Raw genomic sequence first — 24,976 nt, 5'->3', positions numbered from 1 at the left:
GTTCTCTTTTGAAAAACTTCAGTTTTGAACTTAGACGAACTTTAAATGATATATAATGAGGGATTGTGTCGAATTAAAGCTAGACAATGCCTAAACTCAAGACTCGTAAAGCAGCAGCGAAGCGATTCCGTGCCACCGGCAACGGCAAAATCGTCCGTCGCAAAGCTTTCAAAAACCACCTTTTAGAGCATAAAACCTCCAACAAAAAGCGTGACCTGTCCAAGACTACACTTGTACACGAACGCGATGAAGATAACGTGCGGTTAATGCTGCCATACTTGTAAGCCCATTAGGAAATTAAGTATATGACACGGGTAAAACGCGGTAACGTAGCTCGCAAACGCCGCAATAAAATTCTCAAATTAGCTAAAGGTTTTCGCGGTTCCCACTCGACTTTGTTTAGAACTGCTAACCAACAAGTAATGAAGGCGCTGCGGAGTGCCTACCGCGATCGCAAAAAGAAAAAGCGCGATTTTCGTCGCCTCTGGATTACTCGCATCAACGCTGCTGCAAGACTACACGGCTTGAGTTACAGCCAGTTGATCGGAAACTTGAAAAAAGCTGAAGTCCAACTAAATCGCAAAATGTTGGCACAACTAGCAGTACTCGATCCTGCAAGTTTCGGCAAAGTTGCTGAATTAGCCAATCAAGTTAAAAGATAAAGGTGGTAACGGATGAATAACCGATGTAACAGTAGGCAAGTAATTACTCGGTTACATCTGGTATTATCCGCTACTGTTATTTGGATTTGCTGCTTTTGCTTTGTCGGCACAGGATTAACGGCATCTGCCGCCGAACTGCCAGAAATACAGCGACGGGGTTATTTAACTGTTGCAGTTAAAGATAACTTGCGTCCTTTGGGATTCAAAGATGATAGCGGCAACTTGCAAGGCTTAGAAATTGACTTGGCACAGCAGTTAGCAATTGACTTGCTAGGTAAAAAAAATGCTGTCAAATTTCAACCCGTAGCGAATCGCGATCGCTTGTCTGTAGTTTTAGACAAAAAAGTTGATTTAGCGATCGCTAGGGTAACAGCAACTCCCTCACGGGCCCGCGTAGTTGATTTGAGCGTTCCTTACTACTTAGATAGCACTGTATTAATTACAAAAGATGCTTCTGTGCAGCAGTTAAAGGATTTGGGCAAACAAAAAATTGCCCTACTCAATAACTCCACTACAATTGCCAAAGTCCGGTACTATTTGCCAAACGCCGAGTTAGTGGGAGTGGATTCCTACCAACAAGCGCGAGAGCAAATAGAAAATAATGCCGTTGTCGCCTTTGCCGCAGATGCTAGCGTTCTGAGCGGTTGGGTGCAACAATATCCGCAATATCGATTACTAGCCACCAAGCTATCAACTGAACCATTGTCTGTGGTAATGCCCAAGGGATTGCAGTACGATGAATTCAGACGACGAGTCAACGGAGCGATCGCTCGTTACATAGCACAAGGTTGGCTCGATAAACGCGTTAAATATTGGGGTTTACCGTAAGTGAGTGCTGAGTTGGGAGTTGGGAGTTGGGAGTTGGGAGTTGGGAGTTGGGAGTTTGGAGTTTGGAGTTGGGAGTTGGGAGTTAGGAGTTAAGAATTATTCTCTTATCTGCCGGTTGGTGAACGAAGTCGAAGCGCATCTCCCCAATAGGCTGATAATAGATACAGAAGCAACTTTTAATATTTGTATTTGCAGGCAATGGATAATAATCTAGCCGTAATTTATCTGTCAATTTTGGTAGGTTTGCTCACATTTACTGTTGTGGGTGTTTTTCGTCAAATTCTCAAAACTCGCAAGATAGAAAGCTCTTTCGCTAAGTTAAGGAAGAAACTAGAGAAAGAAAAGGGTACGACTCAAGAATATTATGAGTTAGGGAGTATTTATTCGGAAAAAAAATTGTATTCGCAGGCGATCGCCTTATTTCAAAAAGCTCTGAAAGCTGCCCAAGAAGAGGAAGAAGAAAATATCGCTCCCATCTACAATGGACTAGGTTATGCTTACTTTACTCAAGAGCAATATGACCTAGCAATTCGTCACTACAAAGAAGCCCTCAAATTTAAACCAGATTATGTAACAGCGTTGAATAATCTCGGTCACGCCTATGAGAAGAAAAAATTAAATACTCAAGCATTACAAACTTACGAGGAAGCACTTAAGTTTGCTCCCAATAACTCTATTGCTAAACGCCGCGCTGAATCTTTACGTCGTTTAGTTTCTGTATAAATTGGGAATTGGGCATTGGACATTGGGCATTGGTTGGTTATGAATTACTCTCCTTGTCTCCCTTGTCTCCCTTGTCTCCCCTGCTCCCCTCCATTCCCCAACTAAATTAATTTACCCTTAGCCCCTAAATTTATCGGTTTTCATGCTCACGCTTGGAAATAGATAACTACATGTCTTCTATCATAAAAAGATGATTAAGCGGCTAAGGTATTTTTTTTGGCTAGCTATTGCCATTATTGTTGTCATTTCTATTTCATTTGGATTAATGGGAAAATTATCTGCTGAGCAGACTTTAATTTCCCATCCTTTAAGTGCGTTAACTGAAGTAGAAATTAATACGGCTGTGGCGGTTGTTAAAAGAGAAAAAACTTTGAGCGAAATGGCAGTTTTTCCACTGATTGCTTTACAAGAACCAGATAAAGAAGAAGTGCTAAATTTTATGCCTGGTAAAGCTTTCAAGCGCCAAGTTTTTTTGGTCATCTATGAGCGTTCCCAAAACAAAACTTTTGAGGGAGTGATTGATTTAACAACCAAAACCTTAAATTCTTGGAAAGAAATACCCTCCGTCCAACCTGCACTCGTTAATTCAGAATATGAACTGGCGACTCAGGTAGTTAAAGCTGATTCCCGATGGCAAGCAGCTATGCGAAGGCGGGGAATTAATGATTTTGACCAAGTTAAAATTAGTTGGTGGGCACCAGGAATTCTCAGCAAACAGGAAGAAAAAACAGGCGATCGCCTTTGTCGGGGATTATCTTATTATACAGGCAAAGGCTGGAATTATTACGGTAGTCCCATTGAGGGAGTGGTAGCAACAGTAAATTTAAATACAGGTAAAATTGCAAGTATTGTTGATAGCAAAAAAGTACCTTTTTCTCAAGAAAATTGGAACTACGATGTGAAATCTGTGGGAAAATTATTTTCACCTCCCAAAGCATTAAAAATTCTCCAACCCAATGGTCAAACTTTCCAAATACGTGACAATGAAATTACCTGGCAAGGTTGGAATTTTCGTTATTTAATGCATCCTCGTAGTGGATTAGTTCTATACCAAGTTACACACAAAGATTCAGAAAATGTCCGGCCAGTTTTATATCGCGCTAGCCTCTCAGAAATGGTAGTTCCTTATGGGGATACTGAGCCTACTTGGTCGTTTAGAAATGCCTTTGATGTTGGGGAATACAACCTTGGTTTATTAGCAAATAAGATGGAGTTGGGTAAGGAAATTCCTGAAAATGGTGTTTTGTTAGATGCGATATTTGCTGATGAACAGGGAGAACCTTATAAAATGCCAGGGGTTATTGGTGTCTACGAACGCGATAACGGCATCCTCTGGAAACATTATGAATATAATACTCAACGTAACGATGTCCGTCGGAATCGAGAATTAGTGATGAAAATGACGGTGGCAATTGACAATTATGATTACACCCTCAATTGGATTTTTCGCCAAGATGGAACTTTAGAAGTACAAAACGAATTAACAGGTATTGTATTGGTACAGGGAACAGCGGCCGAAAAACAATCCCCAGAAAATTCCTACGGTCAACTAATTGCAAAAAATATTATCGGAGTCAATCACCAGCACTTTTTCAACTATCGCCTAGATTTGGATGTGGATGGTAAAACTAATTCGGTGATGGAAATGAATGTTAACGCTTTACCGATGGATGAAAAAAATCCTTTGGGAAATGCAATGGTAGTCATAGAAAATCCGTTAACCAAAGAAACGGCTGCTGTACGAGATTTGGATTTAAAACACAGTCGAGAATGGATGATTGTGAGTGCAGATAAAAAGAATGCCCTTGGTGCTGCGCCTGGATATATGCTGATGCCAGAAGCAAATGCTATGCTTTTTCCTGTGGAAGGGTCAAAAATCCGCGAACGTGCAGAATTCGCCACACACCATATTTGGGTAACAAAATATAAACCAGGCGAACTTTATGCTGGCGGCGATTATCCGAATCAAACTCAGCCACGAGAGGGTTTGCCTAGATATATTGCAGATGACGAATCGTTGCTGGGCGAAGATATCGTGTTATGGTACACAATGGGCGTGACTCATATTCCGCGATCGGAAGATTGGCCTGTCATGCCTGTCCACCGAGTTGGATTTAAGCTAGCACCCAGAGGTTTCTTTAGCCGCAATCCAGCCATTAATTTACCAGAGTAAAATATTCTTTTTCTTAATTTTTTTTGGTTGAGTTTTTTGGTAATGTGTAAACCTGTAACTTAAAGGAATTCGTAATTTATAATTCGTAATTCGTAATTTGCAATTTATAGCAGGGAACAGCCAATAGACAACAGTATTCAAAGTCTCTTGATGCTGATGTTTAGCAATCAGTTGATGTCCTAATCTCACTAGCTACTGTTATACCTGTTGGAGATTTAGACACCAATTAATTCCCAACCATAAAATTACAGGTTTTGGTGTGCTATTTCACTAATAATTACGAATTACTAATTATTAATTGGTTGAATCCTGATAAGCTACTCATAGTTCAAAAACTGGCAATTTTCATTCAGAGGATAATTCATGAATTTTCCAGAAATTAATATTCCCGGTAGTGGCAAACTTCACGCTCGTTTAATTACTTCTTTAGGGGAAATTGTAGTTAGTTTAGAAGAAGAAAAAACCCCCAACACTGTGAAAAATTTTGTTGGTCTAGCAACTGGAGCAATCGATTGGAAAGACCCGAAAACAGGTCAATCTCTCAAGGGTACTCCTGCCTATGATGGGGTTCGCTTTCATCGAGTCATTCCTAGTTTTATGATTCAGTGCGGCGATCCTCTAACTCGTTATCTCGATATGGCTAACCGTTGGGGTACTGGTGGCCCTGGATATAGATTTGAAGATGAGTTTCATCCAGAATTGAAACACTCTAGTGCAGGGATTCTCTCAATGGCAAATGCGGGGCCCGGTACTAATGGTTCGCAGTGGTTTATTACAGAAGTACCAACACCTTATCTTGATGGCAAACACAGTGTTTTTGGTAAAGTTGTGCAAGGTATAGATGTAGTCAACCGCATTGCCAATGTACCTACAACTAGAGACCGTCCTAATCAAGAAGTAGTGTTAGAAAAAGTAGAAATTTTTCGACAGTAACTAATTTCATGTCTGTTTAATTGCTAATCAAACAACTATCCGTTTCTGGTGTGTAAGAGCCTCGGATCTAATCATAAGTGTTAAACGGACTCTCAAAAAACCTTGACACTGTTGACTGTTGATGGTTGACGGTTAACAGTCATCAGTCAACACTCAACAGTAGAAGAATAAATTATGACTCAAGCTTTACGCAAACTAGTTTCATTTATCGCAGCGAATTGATAACAAATTTGCCGAAAAATTAAGATTTATTTTAAATAAGCAATAGTAATGTTGTGAAATTCAGAAGCTAGATTTCAATCAGGAACCCAGTTTGGGCGACGCTTATGCCTACAGACTCCAGGCAAAATCCTTACAAGTCTTCACTTCATTGGAATACAAGTTTTGCGACAATCAAAAACGATTGAATAAATAATCATGCACTTATAGTCCATCGCTAATGGGACTTCGTGTTATTTAAGTTGGACAGGGAGAAGACACAAATGAAATTGGCTTACTGGATGTATGCAGGCCCGGCCCATATCGGCACTCTCCGAATTGCTAGTTCTTTCAAAAACGTTCACGCAATCATGCACGCGCCACTAGGCGATGACTACTTCAACGTTATGCGTTCCATGCTAGAACGGGAGAGGAATTTTACTCCAGTCACAACCAGCGTAGTCGATCGCAATGTTTTGGCACGGGGTTCTCAAGAAAAGGTGGTAGATAATATCACCCGCAAAGACGCTGAGGAACGCCCAGATTTAATTGTGTTAACTCCCACTTGCACTTCTAGTATTTTGCAAGAAGATTTGCACAACTTTGTGGAACGGGCGCAGCTAGAAGCCAAAGGTGACGTAATGCTAGCGGACGTGAACCACTACCGTTACAACGAACTGCAAGCAGCCGATCGCACTCTGCACCAAATTGTGCAATTCTACATTGAAAAAGCCCGCAAAAAAGGCCAATTGCCAGCAGGCAAAACCGAAAAACCATCCGTTAACATCATCGGTATTTCTACCCTTGGTTTCCACAACCAGCACGACTCCACCGAACTCAAGCGGTTAATGGCTGACTTGGGAATTGAAGTTAATACCGTAATTCCGGAAGGCGCTTCTGTTAACGAATTAAAGAAAATGCCCCAAGCCTGGTTTAACTTAGTACCTTACCGCGAACTCGGCTTGGCTGCGGCTCGTTATTTAGAAGCAGAATTCGGAACACCTTACATAGACATTACACCGATGGGTGTAGTGGAAACTGCTCGTTGTATCCGTAAAATACAGCAGGTAATTAACGCCCAAGGCGCTGATGTAGACTACGAAGACTTCATCAACGAACAAACTTTGCATGTATCCCAGGCTGCTTGGTTTTCTCGTTCCATTGACTGTCAAAACTTAACTGGTAAAAAGGCAGTGGTATTTGGCGACAACACCCACGCCGCCGCCATCACCAAAATTTTGTCACGGGAAATGGGGATTCATGTAGTTTGGGCTGGAACCTACTGCAAGTATGATGCAGACTGGTTCCGGGAACAAGTAAGCGAATATTGCGATGAAGTGCTGATTACAGACGATCATGGCGCAATTGGCGATGCGATCGCCCGCGTTGAACCCTCAGCGATTTTCGGCACCCAAATGGAACGCCACGTAGGTAAGCGCTTAGATATTCCTTGCGGTGTAATTGCTGCACCCATCCACATCCAGAATTTCCCCATTGGTTACAAACCATTTATGGGCTACGAAGGTACAAATCAAATTACAGATTTAATCTACAATTCCTTCACCTTAGGAATGGAAGATCATCTGTTAGAAATCTTTGGAGGTCACGATACCAAAGAAGTAATTACTAAAGGAATTTCTGCTGATTCTGACCTGAGTTGGACAAAAGATGGTCAAGCAGAATTGAATAAAATTCCGGGATTTGTGCGCGGTAAAGTGAAACGAAATACTGAAAAATTTGCCCGCGAACGAGGTTTCAAAGAAATCAGTGCCGAAGTCTTGTACGCCGCGAAGGAAGCTGTTGGAGCATAGTTTTTCAGCTAGCAAGTAAAATTTATCGGGGAGTTGAGAGTAATCTTGATTCCCTATTTTTATAAATTAAATTTATGAAAATCCCCTCATGTCTAAATTTGTGAGATTTATAACACTAAAACCGGATAGGTCACGGGAGAATTAAGCAATGATAACAGCTAGCTTATTTCAGTGGGTAGAACTAAAGCAAGACGTTCCTAACAGCCCTGTAAAAGTAGGCAATAGAGGCGTTGTATTGGATCATCTACATCCTACTAAAACTCAACAAGAACCTGGATATATTTTAGAAGTATTTCAAGACGGTGAAACTTTGGATGTTGTTTCTGTACCTGTTTCTTGGGTGAACCCTCTACCTGAAACTTGGGGAAATGTTGAACATGATACAAAACAGACAGTTTGAGGCAGAAATAATCAAATTAATGGCTGATTATGGATGCTACCCACTATGGTGGGTGAGTCCTGATAAAGTTGGCGACATTGACCCAGAGTCATTGCCATTAATTCCAGAAACTATTAGCCGTTTAGAAAAATGGACAGAAGTTTACGATGCAACATTAAATTGGCAAGATCCTGCTAATTCACCAGAATTGAGTCCAGAAGCCGAAGCAGCTTTTGAAAAAGAAGGAATTAGTTTGTGGAAGCAACTGCAAACGGAACTTGCACCTAATTATCAAGTTGTTTATTTTAGTGAATCATTAGGCAAGGTTTTAAGCGATCCTAGTGAATTATAAGTTTTATCTTTTATTCAGCAATGATTTGTACTAACAAAATATTTATCTCCAGATTATTTGTAAATTTAAAATAAATCCTGGTAAAACATCTTCTCCTGACAGTTCTTGTGGAGATGTTAATATTTCCACTGGTTGACCAAGACGATAAATTTCGACTTGCCGCATTTTGGGATTAATTAACCAACCTAATTTGACTCCATTATCGATATATTCCTGCATTTTCTCTTGAGTTTCTCGCAAAGTATCACTGGGTGACATTAACTCCAAAACAAAATCTGGGCCAATTGGCGGGAATTTTTCTTTTTGTTCGGGTGTGAGTGCATCCCATCGTTCTTTCTTAATCCAAGCAACATCAGGAGAACGGTTAGCACCATTAGGGAGTTTAAAGCAGGTGGAAGAATCAAAGCAAATTCCTAGTTGAGTTTGACGATTCCAAATCACAAAATCAGCACTAATTTCTGAATTAATATTTCCAGTTTCTCCGCCTGTGGGTGACATGATAAGCAGTTCTCCGGCTGCATTGCGCTCAAATTTAATTTCAGGATTTTCCCGACAGAGTTGATAAAATTGATTGTCAGTGAGTTGGATGATGGAGTTTAATTTAATGGCGATCGCTGTCATAAATCAATCTTTACCTCCAAAGAATTGACAAATTTCAATAAATCCTAGTAAAACATCTTCTCCTGATAATTCTTTTGGGGATGTTAATATTTCCACTGATTGACCAAAAAATATCAACCTGGGCATTCTAAGAGGCTTAGGAAGCTGTCAAGGCAAATTTTCAGCGAAGTAAGGGACTGGGGAGATGGTGATTAGGTGAAAAGTCTTGTTGTGTCTAAATTTTATCGTTTGTTAATGTCCTAATCGCCTTTGTTGTTGCTATAAATAAAATTGATTGGGGAGCCAAGAAACTAGAAAACTGTTGACAATTGACACTCAGCAGTCAACAGTCAACAGTCAACAGTCAACACACACGACTATTTCGGTGATTCTTGAAGTTCAACTTCTGTGTCGGAAAGTAAACTCAGATTGGCTAAGTTATACAACACCATCGTAGTGCTAGTGTTGGGCTGGAAACCAATTTTTTTATAAAATTCCTGTTGATGAGTAGTCATTAGATAAACGCGTTCAACCCATCTCATGCGGGGATGACTCAAAACAGTTTCCACTAAATTACTTCCCAAACCGCTATTTCGATAGTCTGGATGAATTACAACATCCCAAATCGTAGCGCGATATATGCCATCAGATGTTGCTCTAGCAAAGCCAATGAGTCGCTGATTATCCCAGACGGAAATCACTGGCTCGCTGTTGGTAATGGCTATACTTAAATCCTCAATACTGCGGCCTTTTGCCCAGAAAGCTGAAATGTTTAACAGTTCTTGGAGTTGGTAAAGGTCAATCTCAGATTTGCGATCGCTAAATTGAATTTGAGGATTGTTCATGTATTCCACTCACTTTGGCTGTATCTTAGCTATTGCTAAGTCATATTTTGCTAGAAATTGTTGAATGTGTATATCTCTACGCAACAAGAGAGAAAATTTCTTTGGATATGGTAGTATTCAGTTACAAACCCACTTCCATAAAGGATGAGTAGGCCCCTGCTGACGTATGCGATGAACTTGTTTTTCTAAACGTTGTTTTTCTTGCTCTGGTAATCCCAGTAAAATATTGCGACTTTGCCAAACTAATACAGCAGCAGTCATCCCTATACAAAAGGATAAACCGAAGGTAGGCAGTGGATGATAAACCAGCCCATATCGCACTGCGACCCAAGTAAAATATTGTTGCCACAGAGAAATTTCTGCACGTAAACCCCACAAGCAAATAGGCGCAACGGTGAGCCATAAACAGCCCACAAATAACCATCGGCCATATACAGTTAGCTGGTATAGCCTCTCTACTTGTTGAGCAAATTCCTGGTCAGTTGTAATTTGTTCTTTGTCATTAGTCATTAGTCATTAGTCATTAGTCATTAGTTATTTAGGAGTGCTGAGTTAGGAATTAAGAATTGAATTATTCTCCTTGTCCCTTTCCCCGTCTCCCTTGTCTCCCTTGTCCTCTTCTCATACCCAATGACTAATTACCCGAAGATGTATCAATTGATTCAGCATTAACCAGCGTCGGAGATTTATCCGTGCGTTCTCGCCACAAAGTTAACAAAGTACTGGCGATGAAAATACTGGAATAAGCCCCTGCAATAAAGCCAATAATTAAAGCTAGGGCAAAGTTTTTCAGTGTTTCTCCACCAAATAAAAAGATTGCAAATAATGTTAGCAATGTTGTAAAAGTCGTGTTGATAGACCTTGTTAGGGTTTGGTTGACAGCATCATCTACAATGTCACCGATCGCTTCGTTGGGATTAATTTTGAGGGTTTCGCGAATGCGATCGTAAATCACCACTGTATCGTTGACTGAAAAACCTGTAATCGTCAGTAGCGCAACGATAAATAAGCTATCGACTTCAGTACCGAATACTAAACCAAAAATCGAAAAAATCCCTACCGTAATCAAGATATCATGAAATAGGGCGACAATGGCAAATACCGCATAATCTAACTGAAACCGGAAACTTAAGTAAATAATAATACCTGCAAAGGAAACTATTAGAGCTATAACTCCAGATCTAAACAGTTCTCCTCCCAGGGTAGGGCCAACGGTGTCAAATTGATTTTTTTGCTCGTCAAAAGTACCGACTTTTTCGCTTAAGGCATTTTGCAAGTTGGTACGCTGCTCGCGCTCCAAAGTTTTTGTGCGGATTAATATACCATTTTCTGCACCAGTGTTTTTGTCAGCAACAATTTGGATACTGCTATCGCCCAATCCCTGAGTTTTAGCGACTTCTCGAACAACGTTAATATCAATTGGTCGATCGCAGTTACCGGGTTTGGTACAATCCCGTTCAAACTGCAATCGCGTACCACCGACAAAATCCAAACTGGGACGTAGGGGTGCTTTGATGTCGGGGTTTTGCCAAGAAACCACCATTGAGATGATACCAGCCAAGATGATGGCACTAGAAATAGCCCACCATAGCGATCGCGATTTGTTAATACTCAGTTTCATCAAAACTCCTGGGTCTGAAACCCCGTCATAAAGGACGGCTTTACATGGAACGTAGTAAAATGTGAAGTATGGAGAAAGCCTACCGCTACCGTTTTTACCCAACTACCGAGCAAGAACAAATATTGCGCCGGACAATTGGCTGTGTGCGGTTGGTTTTTAACCGAGCATTGGCGGCAAGAACCGAGGCATGGTACCACAGGCAAGAGCGAGTAGATTACGCTCAAACCTCCACCATGTTGACGCAGTGGAAAAAACTTGAAGACCTCCAGTTTTTGAATGAGGTTAGTTGTGTGCCACTGCAACAAGGCTTGAGACATCTGCAAACTGCATTTACCAACTTCTTTGCTGGCAGGGCAAGATACCCCAACTTCAAAAACAAGCGTAGCGGTGGCAGTGCAGAATTCACTAAGTCTGCTTTCCGGTGGAAGGATGGACAAGTATATTTGGCTAAGTGTTCTCAACCACTGGCAATTAAATGGTCTAGGCAACTGCCAAAGGGGTGTGAACCTAGTACCATAACCGTTAGACTTGAACCTTCTGGACGATGGTTTGTTAGTTTGCGGATCAACGATCCGACTGACGAAACTTTGCATCCCGTTGATAATGCTGTTGGCTTGGATGTTGGAGTGACTAGCCTTGTTACCCTGAGTACGGGTGAAAAGATTGCTAACCCCAAAGCGTTTAATAAGCACTATCAAAAGTTGAGGAAAGCACAAAAGTCTTTGAGCCGTAAGCAAAAAGCTTCTTGTAATCGAGATAAAGCAAGACTCAAAGTTGCTCAGATTCAAGCTAAGATTTCCGACTCCAGAAAAGACCATCTGCACAAACTGACAACTCGACTGATTCGTGAAAACCAAACGATAGTTGTTGAGGATTTGGCGGTTAAGAATATGGTGAGTCAGCGCGTTGGGCGGGTTTCCCGACTTGAAGCGACTGGCGAACCCGTAAGGGTCAACAATCCCAAGCTTGCCCGTGCTATCGGCGATGCTGCATGGGGTGAGTTGGTGAGACAACTGGAATATAAAGCCAAATGGTATGGTCGAACCTTGGTGAAAATTGACCGATGGTTTCCCAGTTCTAAACGCTGTGGTAACTGTGGGCATATTCTCAATAAATTGCCGTTAAATATCAGAGAGTGGGACTGCCCTAACTGTGGGACGCACCATGACCGAGATATCAATGCAGCCAAGAACATTTTCGCGGTGGGACACACCGTTACAGTCTGTGGAGCGAACATAAGACCTAATAACCATAGCGTTAAAGGGCAGTTGCAAAAAACCCGTCAGGGAAGGAAACAGAAACCTAAGTCGTGAGTCTTAGGAGTCACCGCACTTTTAGGGCGGTGAGTATGTCAATGAGACACCTCTGCCTTATTAGATGTTGGCAGCTTGGGAGAGAAATATTCTGGTTTTTTGAGTGCGGGAATTGTAATTGCCAAAAACATAAAAGTACGACTACAGGTAATTGCTGTAAACATACTCACCGCTACTCCCAAAGCCAAGGTTAAAGCAAAACCCTTCACCAAGCCAGCCCCTAACCAGAATAGTGCAGCGCAGGCGATGACTGTAGTCACGTTGCCGTCTAGAATACTCGAAAAGGCGCGGTAAAAACCAGATTCTACAGAACGATAAAGGGATTTGCCTGCTTGCAATTCTTCCCGCGTCCGCTCAAAAATCAGTACATTTGCGTCTACCGCCATACCAATACTGAGAATAAAACCAGCAATTCCTGGCAAAGTCAAGGTGACACCCAACAAAGCAAAGGTAGCCCAGGTCAACAAAGCGTAGATCAATAGTGCTATATCCGCAATTACTCCTGGTAGTCTATAGTACACCACCATGAATATTAATACTAAAACCAGACCACCAATACCAGCATAGATACTGCTAGTAATACTGTCTTTACCTAAAGTTGCCCCAACAGTACGAATTTCAGCTATTTCCACTGGTACTGGTAAAGCACCACCGCGTAGCTGTACGCCCAAGTCATTTGCTTGTTGTGCGGTAAACCGACCGGTAATCACCGCTGAGCCTCCAGTAATCCCAGTGGCGGCAAATTCTAAACCAACAGTAGGAGCGCTGATTAATTCATTATCGAGAAAAACACCAATACTCCGCCCAGTACCAGCAAGGTTTTTCGTCAGTTGAGCGAAAAGTTCGCCACCCTTTTGGTCGAAGCGAATGGCAACATTCCAATTGTTACCTTGAGTGGGTTCGCCATAGGCATCTTTGAGGTATTTACCGATTAGTGGCGGGTTGGTACTTTCAAACAATTCAACGATCGCTTGATTATTTTTCTTTAAATCTTCTTGATTTTTGGTTATTGCTGCTTTATCGTTGCTTTTTCTTAACTCTTCTTGCTTTACCTTCAATTCAGCTCGCGATGTTTGGAAAGCTAAAAGTTGAGTTTCTGTATTCGGCTTTTGCGTGCGGAATTCTAATTGCGCCGTACCCCCTAGCACCCGTTCGGCTTGCTCTGGGTCGTTAACCCCTGGTAATTGCACCAGTACCTTATCTGTGCCCACTGTTTGGATTACTGGCTCAGAAACACCCAAACCATTAATCCGTCCTTCAACAACTTTCTTCACACCTTCCAATTCTCGTTCGGTGATTTGCGGAATTTCCGCTGATGGTTTCACCTGAATTGTGAGTTGTGAACCTCCCTGCAAATCAAGTCCAAGAGGTATCGGAATAGTAGCAATCACAGCTATTGCAGCGATTACCAGAACTAAAATCAAGATTAATAGCGATTGCTGTCTTTGCATACCATAACTCGCAACTGACAAAGGCTATAATAGCGCTCTTTTAGGCAGTTATGAGTTGAGAGTTAGGAGTTAGGAGTTAGGAGTTAGGAGTTATGAGTTAGGAGTTAGGAGTTGGGAGTTATGAGTTAGGAGTTATGAGTTGGGAGTTATGAGTTGGGAGTTATGAGTTAGGAGTTATGAGTTAGGAGTTATGAGTTATGAGTTGGGAGTTGAGAGTTGGGAGTTATGAGTTATGAGTTATGAGTTGGGAGTTGAGAGTTGGGAGTTATGAGTTATGAGTTATGAGTTGGGAGTTGAGAGTTGGGAGTTATGAGTTATGAGTTGGGAGTTGGGAGTTATGAGTTATGAGTTGGGAGTTGGGAGTCGAAAGTTCGAGTTTGAAGTCAAAACTCAACTTTCAAATTTTTAACTCCTCACTCCTCACTCCTCACTCCTCACTCCTCACTCCTCACTCCTCACTCCTCACTTTTAACTCCTCACTCCTCACTCCTCACTCCTCACTCCTAACTTTTAACTCCTAACTCCCAACTTTTAGACTCGCAACGCTACCATTTTTTCCACAGCTTCTACTATTTGCTCTGGTTGGACAATTGTTAGTCTTTCCAAATTGCCGTTGTAAGGTGTGGGGATATCTTGAGAAGAAAGCCGCAGTACTGGTGCATCCAATTCATCAAATAAGCGATCGTTTATTGAAGCGATGACTTCTGCTCCTATACCCGCAGTTCGCATGGATTCTTCCACAACAATCACTTTATGGGTTTTTCTTACTGATGCACCTATGGTATCAAAATCTAATGGTTTGAGAGATATTAAATCAATAACTTCTGGATCGTATCCTTGTTTTTCAAGAGTTTTTACCGCTTGCAGCACATGATGGCGCATTCTTGAATAAGTAATAATTGTGACATCTTTTCCTTGACGCACAAGTTCTGCCTTATCCAGGGGCAGCAAATATTCTTCTTCTGGTAAGTCTTCTTTCAAGTTGTAAAGTAAAACGTGTTCAAAGAACAATACTGGATTATCATCGCGGATAGCGGATTTGAGCAATCCTTTAGCGTTTCTGGGTGTGGAACAGGCTACAATCTTCAACCCCGGTACTGCTTGGAAGTAGGTTTCTAGACGCTGGGAGTGTTCAGCCCCTAGCTGTCGTCCCACACCTCCGGGGCCGCGAATTACCATCGGAATTTTGAAGTTACCGCCAGAAGTGTAGCGCAGCATTCCAGCGTTATTGGATATTTGATTAAACGCTAGGAGTAAGAAGCCCATATTCATACCTTCGATGATGGGGCGCAACCCAGTCATAGCTGCTCCCACTGCCAAGCCTGTGAAGCTGTTTTCAGCAATGGGGGTGTCTAGAATTCGGAGTTCGCCATACTTTTGGTACAGGTCTTTGGTAACTTTGTAGGAACCGCCGTAGTGTCCTACGTCTTCACCCAGAACAAATACGCTGGAGTCACGCGCCATTTCTTCATCAATGGCTTCACGCAAGGCGTTGAAGAATAGTGTTTCTGCCATTTAGACCTTTAGTACGATTATGGTTTTAGAATTTTATCGTGTGGTTGTGGCAAATACCGTGAGCGATCGCACTGGTTAGAGTTTGGTTTTTCTAAAGGAACCGCCCCTGGCATAAACCCTAAGAATTGCGAAAAAGTTTCTTTGTTGATTGTTTCTGATTTCCAATCTCCTACGCTGTCTGTTTAATTGCTATTTTCCTTCCAAGCAGGAAGTCATCGCCCAGACAACTATATCAAAATTGTTACCCAACTCTACATCTTAAGTAAATATACGGTAGCAAATGTCTCATAAACCAACTATTTAACAGACCAAGGAAGTGCTGATTTTTTGCTCATCAGGTGTGAGAACGTTTATCAATCAAGATCGAAACTTTATCTTTCCAGTAGTGGTAGAAGCAAAATCTTCTCAGGAGCAAAATCAAACATCAAATTTTAACTCCAAAACAGAGGCAAAATTAGTCCCTGATAATCAAATGCCTGACTTATGCTGCGTTCCCATTAGCTTAATATGCCAATACCTGAGAAACATCAAGTTACCAAGACAGCTAACGCACCTTAGACTAGGAGTTGTAAATCAAAAAATCTACATTCCTAAGTTAGATTTTATCAACAATAATCTAGAATTCAGGACTCAGAATTGGTGAATTCAGTATTACTGGGCGATAAGTAGAAGGCAAGAGGCAGAAAGCAGAAGAGAAAAGTCAGTTGCTATCAAGCTTTTAAGCTCTTGTATTTTACATTTCAATTTTACATTTAATTATGTCTACCTATTTAGCGCAGTGCTAGTGAGCCTGCGACCCTCTGAACCTTGCTTTAAAACCGAACTTTTTCTAGTTATGCATTCTGAATTCTGAATTCTGGATTCTGACTCCTGAATTCTGACTCCTGAATTCTGACTCCTGAATTCTGACTCCTGACTCCTGAATTCTCAGCTACAAACTGGTGAATCAGTTACTTGAGGTACTTGAGTATCCGGAAAGCGTCTCGGTCTACCTGGTTTGCGTTTATGCCGCTGATTAATTGATTTTTCGCTTGCAGCTGCCAATTCTTCGGGTGTACATTTGAACAGGCGCAAAGCATCTAAATATTTTTTTGGTGTCATCGTGGGTTCAGTACGCCCAGCTTCCCAGTTGCGAACACTAGTTTCACTGATTGCAAGCCTGAAGGCCACCTCCGCACGGCTAAGACCAGCACGCTCTCTCAGGACTTGCATATCCATATTTCATGCTCCCCTCGAAAATATTGAAACCTTTTATTAAATCAATTGACATTTGATGGCAATTGAGCAAAATTTATTAACTATCTTCTTTTATAAGCGATCGCGTCTCCCTCTTGCAAACAAGGGAATCCCTGATTTGTGTGCAATGGCGTAGATAATATACAAATACAAAAATCTCACGCCCGAAGACCAAAACACAAAAAACTTTGTGCCTCTGCGTGAGATTTTTAAATTCTGACTCAATTGCCTACCTTACTTTAACCATCGCGCCGCATCTTTAGCATGATAAGTCAAAATCAGATCTGCTCCAGCGCGTTTAAACCCAGTTAAAGTTTCCAAAACTACACGCTCTTCATCAACCCAACCATTGAGAGCCGCAGCTTTAATCATCGAATACTCACCAGAAACATTGTAAGCTGCAACTGGTAAATTACTTGCTTCCTTCACCCGCCAGATAATATCCATGTATGCCAAGGCTGGCTTAACCATCAGCATATCAGCACCTTCGGCAATATCCAATTCAATTTCTTTAATTGCTTCACGACTGTTACCTGGATCCATTTGATAAGTTCTTCTGTCTCCAAATTGCGGCGTCGAGTCTGCTGCATCCCTAAAGGGGCCATAATAAGCCGAAGCGTATTTAGCAGCATAAGACAAAATCGGTGTGTCTTGGAAGCCAGCTTCATCCAAACCTTGACGAATTGCTTGCACAAAACCATCCATCATCCCAGAAGGCGCAATGATATCCGCACCAGCATTTACTTGAGAAACTGCTGTTTTTTTCAACAATTCCAAAGTAGGGTCATTTAAAACCCTTCCTGTCAAATCACCAACTTGCAAATAACCGCAATGTCCATGACTGGTATACTCACACAAGCAAGTATCAACAACTACAATCAAATCTGGTACTGCTGCTTTGACAGCAGTTGCAGCTTTTTGGACAATACCGCAATCATGCCAAGCGCCAGTAGCATCTACATCCTTGTCAGCGGGAATACCAAATAGAATGATGGCAGGAATTCCTAAGTCATAAACCTCTTTCGCTTCTTCGACAATTTTATCTACCGAAAGCTGGTAGACTCCGGGCATGGATTTTACCTCGTTAGCAATTCCTTCACCCGGTACTGCAAATAGTGGGTAAATGAAATCACTTGTTGTCAAAACTGTTTCACGAACCATCCGGCGCAGTTGTGGATGGGTACGCAGGCGGCGGGGGCGATGTATAGGAAACATAAAGTTTGATGAAGAAAAACAACGCAATGGACACAAAACAAAGCGTCACAAAAGCAGGGGAAAAGTTTCCTGCCATCAGACAAACTACAAAAAGTGCTTAACTGACATTTGCCCTACTTGGATCAATTTGTAGGGCAATTTTGTATTTTACAGCTTACTTGACATCTATCCGACAAGTTAGAAAAACGATATAAAAATTGAGAATAGGCATTGGGCATTGGGCATTGGGCATTGTATTTATAAACAATAAACAATTCACACTTGAAAATTGTCAGACTTTCTGTTGGTCAAATTCTAACTATCAGCTGTGTATAAAATAGTAGACCAACAGCAATATAAAAATAACCAACAAAATTACCAATGCCCTATCCCCTATGCCCCATACCCATACACACAATTGATGCTAAAAAACTCGTAAAATAAAGGGATAGCGAAAGGGTGTATCAGGATTGCTAAAAACTTTAGTAATTGCCCAAATCGTTAGTCCCCAATGCAACAAATAGCCAAGAGCTGCTAGCGGCCCCAATAATAATAGTGGTAACACCAGCCAACCAAATAGAAAAAACAACGCTCCTAGAATCGCTCCGTAGAACCAGACATTAAAGTGGAAATTGATGGATTCTTTGGCGTTTTCTTTAACAACAGGATCGTCAGATACGAACAGTACGGCAATAGGTATACCGACAGATACAACAGCAGTGCTGAAAAAAATGGCTCCATGAGACAAGGCAGATAAAAGCTTTCGCTTGTCTGTGTCGTACATTCCTTTCTCCTAAATTTAGTCAGATTATTGGTTATATTACGACCCGATCGCGACCATCGTTGTCTTAAGATTAAAAGACTTGCCAAAGTCGAAAAAAATTAAGTTAACTTACAAACAAATACAGTTATGTCAATTGAACTTGAGTCTGAACTCGATCGCGCAGTGGAACTTCGTCGCAACTTTGCAATTATATCTCACCCTGATGCAGGTAAAACGACCCTCACAGAAAAGCTACTCCTTTATGGGGGTGCAATTCACGAAGCTGGGGCTGTGAAGGCGCGACGGGCACAACGCAAGGCCACGTCAGACTGGATGGCTATGGAACAACAACGCGGTATTTCCATTACTTCCACAGTGTTGCAATTTTCCTACCAAAACTGCCAAATAAATTTATTAGATACACCAGGACACCAAGATTTCAGTGAAGATACTTACCGCACCCTTGCTGCGGCTGATAACGCAGTGATGCTGATTGATGTGGCAAAAGGTTTGGAACCGCAAACCCGCAAATTATTTGAAGTGTGTAAGCTGCGCGGTATCCCAATTTTTACATTTGTCAACAAGCTCGATCGCCCAGGAAGAGAACCTCTAGAACTTTTGGATGAAATTGAGCAAGAATTAAAGTTACAAACCTACGCGGTAAACTGGCCCATTGGCATGGGCGATCGCTTTAAAGGTGTTTTTGACCGACACAAGCAACAAATTCACTTATTTGAGCGCAGCGCCCACGGTAGCCGAGAGGCCCGTGATACGATAGTTGAATTAGGCGATCGGAGAATAGAAGAGCTACTAGAACAAGACTTGTACTATCAACTGAAAAACGATCTAGAACTGTTAGAAGGAGTTGGCCCAGAGCTAGATTTACAGTTGGTACATGATGGCAAAATGACGCCAGTGTTCTTTGGTAGCGCCATGACAAACTTTGGGGTAGAGTTATTCCTCAAGTACTTCCTAGACTATGCCCTCAAACCCGGTTCCCACAACAGCACTGTTGGCGAAGTTCCCCCCACATACCCAGAATTTTCTGGGTTTGTGTTCAAACTGCAAGCAAACATGGATCCGAAACACCGCGATCGCGTCGCCTTTGTCCGGGTCTGCACTGGTAAGTTTGAAAAAGATATGATGGTGAATCACGCTCGTACCGGTAAACTCGTCCGTCTCTCCCGTCCGCAAAAACTCTTTGCTCAGGAGAGAGAATCCATTGATGAAGCTTATCCTGGCGATGTGATTGGTTTAAACAATCCCGGTGTTTTTGCCATCGGGGATACAATTTACACGGGGCAAAAGCTCGAATATGAAGGAATTCCGTATTTTTCGCCGGAACTGTTTGCAACTCTGAGGAACCCCAACCCCTCGAAGTTTAAGCAATTCCAAAAAGGCGTTGCGGAATTGCGCGAAGAAGGTGCCGTGCAAATTATGTATTCAACTGATGAAGCCAAGCGCGATCCAATTTTAGCGGCGGTGGGTCAGTTGCAATTTGAAGTGGTGCAGTTTCGTTTACAAAACGAGTATGGTGTAGAAACCATACTAGATTTATTACCCTACAGTGTTGCCCGTTGGGTTGAAGGTGGTTGGGAAGCATTAAATAAAGTGGGACGTTTATTCAACACCACTACAGTCAAAGATAGTATGGGACGCCCAGTGTTACTATTTCGCAATGAATGGAATTGCCAACAGTTACAGGGTGACCATCCAGAGTTGAAATTAAGCGCGATCGCCCCAGTATTTTCTAGTCAACAACCAGTGGAGGAATGAAGAAGAATTCAGAATTCAGGAGTCAGAATTCAGGAGTCAGAATTCAGGATTCAGAATGAATCAGCGAAAAATCACAACGTAGGCTTCCTGCAATCTGAACTTTTCAACAAAGTTGGAGTTCTATTCCTGTGCTGATTGAAGACAGTCAAATTGAAAATTTGATGGGGGGTCTTAAACTCACTTAATGCATCCACCAGTAGTACAGAATTGAATTCTGAATTCTCAGCTCAGAATCCTGAATTCTGAATTCTGAATTCTGAATTCTGAGTTCTGAGTTCTGAGTTCTGAATGTTTGACTTACAAGAGATTGGAGTTCCAGAATCTGTATGCCTTCACATGCCAAATCGTCTTTGGAGGCTGGTTTAGTTGCCCTCAAGCAGGGAAATTATCAAACAGCGATCGCTCACTTAGAACCTCTTGCTAGCAGTGACAGTAATGCCACGGCTAACTTACAAGCAAGGGTGGGTTTAGTGATGGCTTATGCCCGCACTGGCGAAGTCTCTAAAGCGATCGCCTTTTCCGAAAACCTCATTGAGAGTAACAATCCGCAAGTTCAAGAGTGGGCAAAACGCGCTCTCGAACATTTGACAAAACGTCAAAAACCTGAACCAGAATCAAAAAATGTCGAAACTGGATTTGTTGCTTTTGAAAATTCAACCCCCTCTACTCCGAAATCAGAGGAGAAGCCAAAAGAAGAAGTAACAGCAACCAAAAACCAGGACATTCCCCAAATGGTGCCATTAGCTAAACCAAAAGCTAGTGTCATACCGCCACCTCCACCGCCGCCTGTTAATCACGGTTTCATGGGTTCCGTCACCCGCACCCAAGCCAAACTATTCGGGGTTATTTATTGGCGACAAGCACAACGCGCTAAGGCATGGCAACCTTTACGCAAGCCGAAATTAATTCCCTTGCGGCTGCTGGGTGCGGGAACATTTATCGCTTTGTTTTGGGTGATGCGGGAAATTTTGAAGTTAATGTTGGCATCCATCAACCATGCTTTAGTAAAGCTCCCCTATGCAGAACCATTGCAGGTTTTATACAATGACCCTACACGGTTTTTGCTAGTCACCTTGGTGGTTTTAATGGCGGCATCACCTTGGTTGCTGGATTTGCTACTGGCAAACTTCTACGGTCAACGAGAACTTACCAAAGATGTATTGAATGCCCATAGTCGTGAAGCGGTTCGGGTGTTACAACGTTGTTGTCAACAAAGGCATTGGCCTTTTCCCAAACTGCGAATTTTGCCAATAGCTGCGCCGATTATTCTTACTTACGGTAGCTTACCACGAAACGGGAGAATAGTAGTCAGTAAAGGACTGTTAGAACAACTAACAGATGACGAAATTGCCGTTGTTTGCGCCACCCAGCTAGGGCACATTGCTCACTGGGATTTTGTTGTTATGTCTTTGGTGTTGCTGGTGACGCTACCGATTTATCAGGTATACGAACAAATATCAAAGTTGGGTGACAAAATATCAGGAAAAATTTGGCGCACTCCTGTGACAATTGTGGCTAGTTTGATTTATGGAGTTTGGTGTTTGCTGACTGGGACTGCATTGTGGTTGTCGCGGTTGCGGCTTTATTATAGCGATCGCACCGCAGCCGAAATTACTGGAAATCCCAATGCTTTGATTCGTGGCTTGTTGAAAATTGCCATTGGAATTGCAACTGATATCGAAAAACAAGAACACACTAGTTACCAGTTGGAAAGCTTAAATCTCGTCGCACCGATGGGCTATCAACAAAGTCTTTCTCTAGGCACAATTGCTAGTCATCTTTCTTTTGAATCTTTTTTGAGATGGGATATTGTCAATCCCTATCGGCGATGGTTTACGATTAATAATAGCCATCCTTTGGTGGGCGATCGCATCGAACGCCTTTGCCAAATAGCCCGTCACTGGCATTTAGACACCGAATTACATTTTCCCAGCGAACCACAATTAAAAGTTAAACGTCAGTCTTTTTTATTGCAAGTCGCTCCTTGGTTAGGAATCCCCCTTGGATTTCTGTTTGCAGGTTTGGTATGGCTAGCATGGCAATTAGCATTCGCACTTAAGTTTTTAAATCTCAAGTGGATTTATGAGGATTGGTCTTTCATTACAGGCTGTGTTTTGATTGGTTTTAGCATCGGGACAGTGATTAGAATTAATTCTTTTTTTCCCGATATTAAGCCCCACACTGTACAAACTGATGACTGTCTGCCCAATTTGTTAGCTGATGCCTCTACTTTACCCATTGACAGCATCAGCGTGCGTCTTGTAGGCAAATTGTTAGGTCGTCAAGGCACTGACAACTCCTTAGCCCAAGATTTAATATTACAATCAAGCGCGGGTCTAGTGAAATTACATCATGTTTCCTGGCTAGGACAGTCACTCAATCACCAGGATTTGATTGGTCGGCAAATTATCGTCACAGGTTGGTTCCGGCGAGGAGCAACACCTTGGATCGATATCCAAACCCTAGAAACTCAAAGTGGTAAAACCATTCATAGCCCTCATCCCATTTGGTCTACTGCTTTAGCAGTTGCAGCCCAAGCTTGGGGTGCGTATGTTTTTCTCACTGGTTAGTCATTAGTTATTAGTCATTGGTCATTTGCTTTGGACAACTGGCAAAGGACAAAGGACAAGCGATCGAGCAAAATGTAAACAATTGTTGCAGGTTTTCTAGAAAAGTGTTACATTTATTTACACAAACAATAGCAGCCGAAATAACTCAGTTTCATCGCTTTGTGATGAATTCGGATGCTTTTTCCCCCTCTATATCAGATTTATCCTCCCAACACAGCAGCAAATCAACCAGCCACTGGCTGGTTTTTGTTTCCAAAAATCTCGCCTTGAATAAAAAATGTGTTTTATGCTACGATGCGGTAATACTAAAGTCGAAAATGTGTGCGCTAAACTAGCTAGGTAGAAAATACCGTGGTAATGTAAAGGATGGTATTTTGTTCTGCGAAAAACACGATTGAAGAAAGCGTGTACTTTGGCAGACAGTAGGCTATTAAATTTACAACTCTTAGAATTAAGGTGTTATTAGCTCATCGTAGTGTGGGCCTTTGGATTAAATAAGCTTGATCCCAACGAAAAACTGTATTGTATAGGTTGATAGTTTGGAGCAAAAAATTGGTTGGTGGCAGTCTTTCTTAATAGCATCTATTTTAAAAGCCAAAGCCAAGTGATGGTTTTCTCACCTTGCCATGTTCATTAATTTCTGGAGGTATAGTTCATGTCCGTTCGCCTATATATAGGTAATTTGCCCAAAGAAGAAATCGATCGTCAAGATCTACAAGCAGTGTTCGCAGCTGAAGGTGATGCTGTAACTACTAAATTAATCAAAGACCGGAAAACCGGCAAATGCCGTGGTTTTGGTTTTCTGACGGTGAACAATGACGAACAAGCTGACCAAATAATAGAAAAATATAACGGTCAGATGTTTAAAGACACTCCCATAAAGTTAGAGAAGGCGTTACCTCGTACAAAGGGTGAGGAAGGCGAGGAGCAAGCTCCTAAAGCAGCTAGCGTTGCTAGTAGCAACCCGACTCCTAGTGTTAACAAAGAAGGTAGTCGTCGCGATAAAGGTTCTAAGAAATCTCGTCGTGGCGGTGGTGGTAGTAGTTCCCGTGAAACCACCACAAGCACGGAATCAGACGCTATTCGTCCAGATCCCCGTTGGGCTTCCGAATTAGAAAAGCTCAAGCAGATGCTAGCTGCACAAACTACAAATTAATCCTAAAGGGAGAAGAATTAAAAATTAAAAATCAGAATTACTTTCTTGATTTTTAATTTTTAATTGTTGATAGCTAGTTGCAGGTATTTTTCTAACTTTTATGTGCAAGGCCTACTTTCAGCTTGCCTTTTGAATTTTACTCAAACCACTAATTACAGTTTTGATTTGTACCAAAGCAAGCAAAACAAAACACGGCCACTGTTTTGTGAATTTTGAAGTTGGATCGAGAATTCAGTAAGTCAATCTTAAAAAAGGTAAGTAAGATAGACTCTTTGCCATTACTCCGCTACACTACATTCCCTTCGTAATCACATTTAATGTTTAATTGGCTTAAACTACTTAGAAATTAACGCATATAAGCATTTTTAATTGGGCTTATGCCAAGCCTAACCCAAAAATTTTTATTTTCCAGAACTCCAAAAAATAAACAACTACTTCAAGTGGTTGACTTATCAATGTCAACCGTCAGCCATCGACAGTAGCAATTGCCTTATATCTTAAGATATCTTGCTACAAGCCAAAAGTGTAATATCTTAGCATATATTCTCCATCTCAATCTTTCACACAACAAAAGGCATAGATAAAAACTCCTTCAGTGGGTAAAACTGGAGGAGTTAAATTTTTAGCAGTCTTTTCCTACATCACTACTCAGCGTTGGGGTTAAAACAAGGCTAGCAACGGTGTATGATTCCTAATTTTTGGGTATTTTTGCTTAAAATTTTGAGATATTTGCGAATTTAGAATCAAGTTTTATTTGTGGTTAATAGCAAAAATTACTGATTATAAAAAATACATAATTTAAACTTATCTTAATTTGTAGTTAAAGTTAAATGTATTCAAATCAAAGGAATTAGGTATCAAAACTGGATAGTTAGAT

The 24,976-nt window shown here is 41.6% G+C and carries 22 protein-coding genes; 13 read left to right on the top strand and 9 right to left on the bottom strand.

The genetic code is table 11. The features are described 5' to 3' along the window. Nucleotides 1-86: 86 nt before the first annotated feature. From rpmI to GNE10_RS05050, 9 genes are all read left to right on the top strand, one after another. Nucleotides 87-284: a 50S ribosomal protein L35 gene (gene rpmI / locus GNE10_RS05090; RefSeq protein ID WP_185563940.1), complete on the top strand. Its 198-nt coding sequence runs from the start codon at nt 87-89 to the stop codon at nt 282-284. A gap of 21 nt (nt 285-305) precedes the next feature. Next, nucleotides 306-662 (top strand): 50S ribosomal protein L20, encoded by a 357-nt coding sequence (rplT, locus tag GNE10_RS05085; protein WP_099071389.1) that lies wholly within the window; start codon nt 306-308, stop codon nt 660-662. A gap of 12 nt (nt 663-674) precedes the next feature. Continuing rightward, on the top strand, nt 675-1,490 hold the full coding sequence (locus tag GNE10_RS05080; protein ID WP_185563939.1) for a transporter substrate-binding domain-containing protein: 816 nt from the start codon (nt 675-677) through the stop codon (nt 1,488-1,490). A gap of 198 nt (nt 1,491-1,688) precedes the next feature. Then, nucleotides 1,689-2,213, top strand: a complete 525-nt coding sequence (locus GNE10_RS05075) for a tetratricopeptide repeat protein (protein WP_185563938.1) — start codon at nt 1,689-1,691, stop codon at nt 2,211-2,213. 190 nt (nt 2,214-2,403) lie between these two features. Continuing rightward, the gene (locus GNE10_RS05070; RefSeq protein WP_185563937.1) at nt 2,404-4,386 is read left to right on the top strand and encodes a primary-amine oxidase; all 1,983 of its coding nucleotides are present in this window, start codon (nt 2,404-2,406) and stop codon (nt 4,384-4,386) included. Between the two features lie 363 nt (nt 4,387-4,749). Beyond that, nucleotides 4,750-5,319 carry a peptidylprolyl isomerase gene (locus GNE10_RS05065; protein ID WP_185563936.1) on the top strand — a complete coding sequence of 190 codons (570 nt, stop codon included), beginning with the start codon at nt 4,750-4,752 and terminating at the stop codon, nt 5,317-5,319. Between the two features lie 482 nt (nt 5,320-5,801). After that, nucleotides 5,802-7,328 (top strand): ferredoxin:protochlorophyllide reductase (ATP-dependent) subunit B, encoded by a 1,527-nt coding sequence (gene bchB / locus GNE10_RS05060; protein ID WP_185563935.1) that lies wholly within the window; start codon nt 5,802-5,804, stop codon nt 7,326-7,328. 148 nt (nt 7,329-7,476) lie between these two features. Next, nucleotides 7,477-7,728 carry a DUF4926 domain-containing protein gene (locus GNE10_RS05055; protein ID WP_185563934.1) on the top strand — a complete coding sequence of 84 codons (252 nt, stop codon included), beginning with the start codon at nt 7,477-7,479 and terminating at the stop codon, nt 7,726-7,728. Next, complete coding sequence (locus GNE10_RS05050) at nt 7,706-8,059, top strand: hypothetical protein (RefSeq protein ID WP_185563933.1); 354 nt, start codon at nt 7,706-7,708, stop codon at nt 8,057-8,059. Before GNE10_RS05055 ends, GNE10_RS05050 begins: the two co-directional genes overlap by 23 nt. 42 nt (nt 8,060-8,101) lie before the next feature. Here the strand turns inward: GNE10_RS05050 and GNE10_RS05045 are convergent, their stop codons facing one another. The 4 genes from GNE10_RS05045 to secF all read right to left on the bottom strand — a co-directional run bounded on the left by GNE10_RS05045 (nt 8,102) and on the right by secF (nt 11,125). Beyond that, nucleotides 8,102-8,680: a Uma2 family endonuclease gene (locus tag GNE10_RS05045; protein WP_185563932.1), complete on the bottom strand. Its 579-nt coding sequence runs from the start codon at nt 8,678-8,680 to the stop codon at nt 8,102-8,104. A gap of 356 nt (nt 8,681-9,036) precedes the next feature. Beyond that, the gene (locus GNE10_RS05040) at nt 9,037-9,504 is read right to left on the bottom strand and encodes a GNAT family N-acetyltransferase (protein WP_185563931.1); all 468 of its coding nucleotides are present in this window, start codon (nt 9,502-9,504) and stop codon (nt 9,037-9,039) included. Nucleotides 9,505-9,621: 117 nt separating this feature from the next. Continuing rightward, nucleotides 9,622-10,014, bottom strand: a complete 393-nt coding sequence (locus GNE10_RS05035; protein ID WP_099071399.1) for a hypothetical protein — start codon at nt 10,012-10,014, stop codon at nt 9,622-9,624. 124 nt (nt 10,015-10,138) lie between these two features. Next, nucleotides 10,139-11,125 (bottom strand): protein translocase subunit SecF, encoded by a 987-nt coding sequence (gene secF, locus GNE10_RS05030; protein WP_185563930.1) that lies wholly within the window; start codon nt 11,123-11,125, stop codon nt 10,139-10,141. Nucleotides 11,126-11,193: 68 nt separating this feature from the next. Here secF and GNE10_RS05025 point away from each other — a divergent pair, with 68 nt between their 5' ends. Further along, nucleotides 11,194-12,438: an RNA-guided endonuclease TnpB family protein gene (locus GNE10_RS05025; RefSeq protein WP_185563929.1), complete on the top strand. Its 1,245-nt coding sequence runs from the start codon at nt 11,194-11,196 to the stop codon at nt 12,436-12,438. Between the two features lie 38 nt (nt 12,439-12,476). Here the strand turns inward: GNE10_RS05025 and secD are convergent, their stop codons facing one another. From secD to GNE10_RS05000, 5 genes are all read right to left on the bottom strand, one after another. Continuing rightward, entirely contained in the window at nt 12,477-13,889 is a 1,413-nt protein-coding gene (secD, locus tag GNE10_RS05020) for a protein translocase subunit SecD (RefSeq protein ID WP_185563928.1), read from the bottom strand. A gap of 531 nt (nt 13,890-14,420) precedes the next feature. Then, complete coding sequence (locus GNE10_RS05015; RefSeq protein ID WP_099071402.1) at nt 14,421-15,404, bottom strand: alpha-ketoacid dehydrogenase subunit beta; 984 nt, start codon at nt 15,402-15,404, stop codon at nt 14,421-14,423. Between the two features lie 927 nt (nt 15,405-16,331). Next, the gene (locus tag GNE10_RS05010) at nt 16,332-16,622 is read right to left on the bottom strand and encodes a DNA-binding transcriptional regulator (RefSeq protein ID WP_185563927.1); all 291 of its coding nucleotides are present in this window, start codon (nt 16,620-16,622) and stop codon (nt 16,332-16,334) included. A gap of 252 nt (nt 16,623-16,874) precedes the next feature. Next, nucleotides 16,875-17,855: a porphobilinogen synthase gene (gene hemB, locus GNE10_RS05005; protein ID WP_099071405.1), complete on the bottom strand. Its 981-nt coding sequence runs from the start codon at nt 17,853-17,855 to the stop codon at nt 16,875-16,877. Between the two features lie 403 nt (nt 17,856-18,258). Further along, on the bottom strand, nt 18,259-18,618 hold the full coding sequence (locus GNE10_RS05000) for a DUF4870 domain-containing protein (RefSeq protein ID WP_099071406.1): 360 nt from the start codon (nt 18,616-18,618) through the stop codon (nt 18,259-18,261). A 126-nt stretch (nt 18,619-18,744) separates the two neighbouring features. Here GNE10_RS05000 and GNE10_RS04995 point away from each other — a divergent pair, with 126 nt between their 5' ends. The 3 genes from GNE10_RS04995 to GNE10_RS04985 all read left to right on the top strand — a co-directional run bounded on the left by GNE10_RS04995 (nt 18,745) and on the right by GNE10_RS04985 (nt 24,099). Then, the gene (locus GNE10_RS04995) at nt 18,745-20,373 is read left to right on the top strand and encodes a peptide chain release factor 3 (protein ID WP_099071407.1); all 1,629 of its coding nucleotides are present in this window, start codon (nt 18,745-18,747) and stop codon (nt 20,371-20,373) included. A 326-nt stretch (nt 20,374-20,699) separates the two neighbouring features. Beyond that, nucleotides 20,700-22,943, top strand: coding sequence for a zinc metalloprotease HtpX (locus GNE10_RS04990; RefSeq protein ID WP_185563926.1), 2,244 nt, complete (start codon nt 20,700-20,702; stop codon nt 22,941-22,943). Between the two features lie 655 nt (nt 22,944-23,598). Beyond that, nucleotides 23,599-24,099 carry an RNA-binding protein gene (locus tag GNE10_RS04985; protein ID WP_099071409.1) on the top strand — a complete coding sequence of 167 codons (501 nt, stop codon included), beginning with the start codon at nt 23,599-23,601 and terminating at the stop codon, nt 24,097-24,099. The last annotated feature ends 877 nt before the right edge of the window (nt 24,100-24,976 follow it).

It is taken from the genome of Nostoc sp. 2RC, from assembly GCF_014222165.1.
Lineage (GTDB): Bacteria > Cyanobacteriota > Cyanobacteriia > Cyanobacteriales > Nostocaceae > Nostoc > Nostoc linckia.
This window is presented reverse-complemented; position numbering and strand designations above follow the sequence as displayed.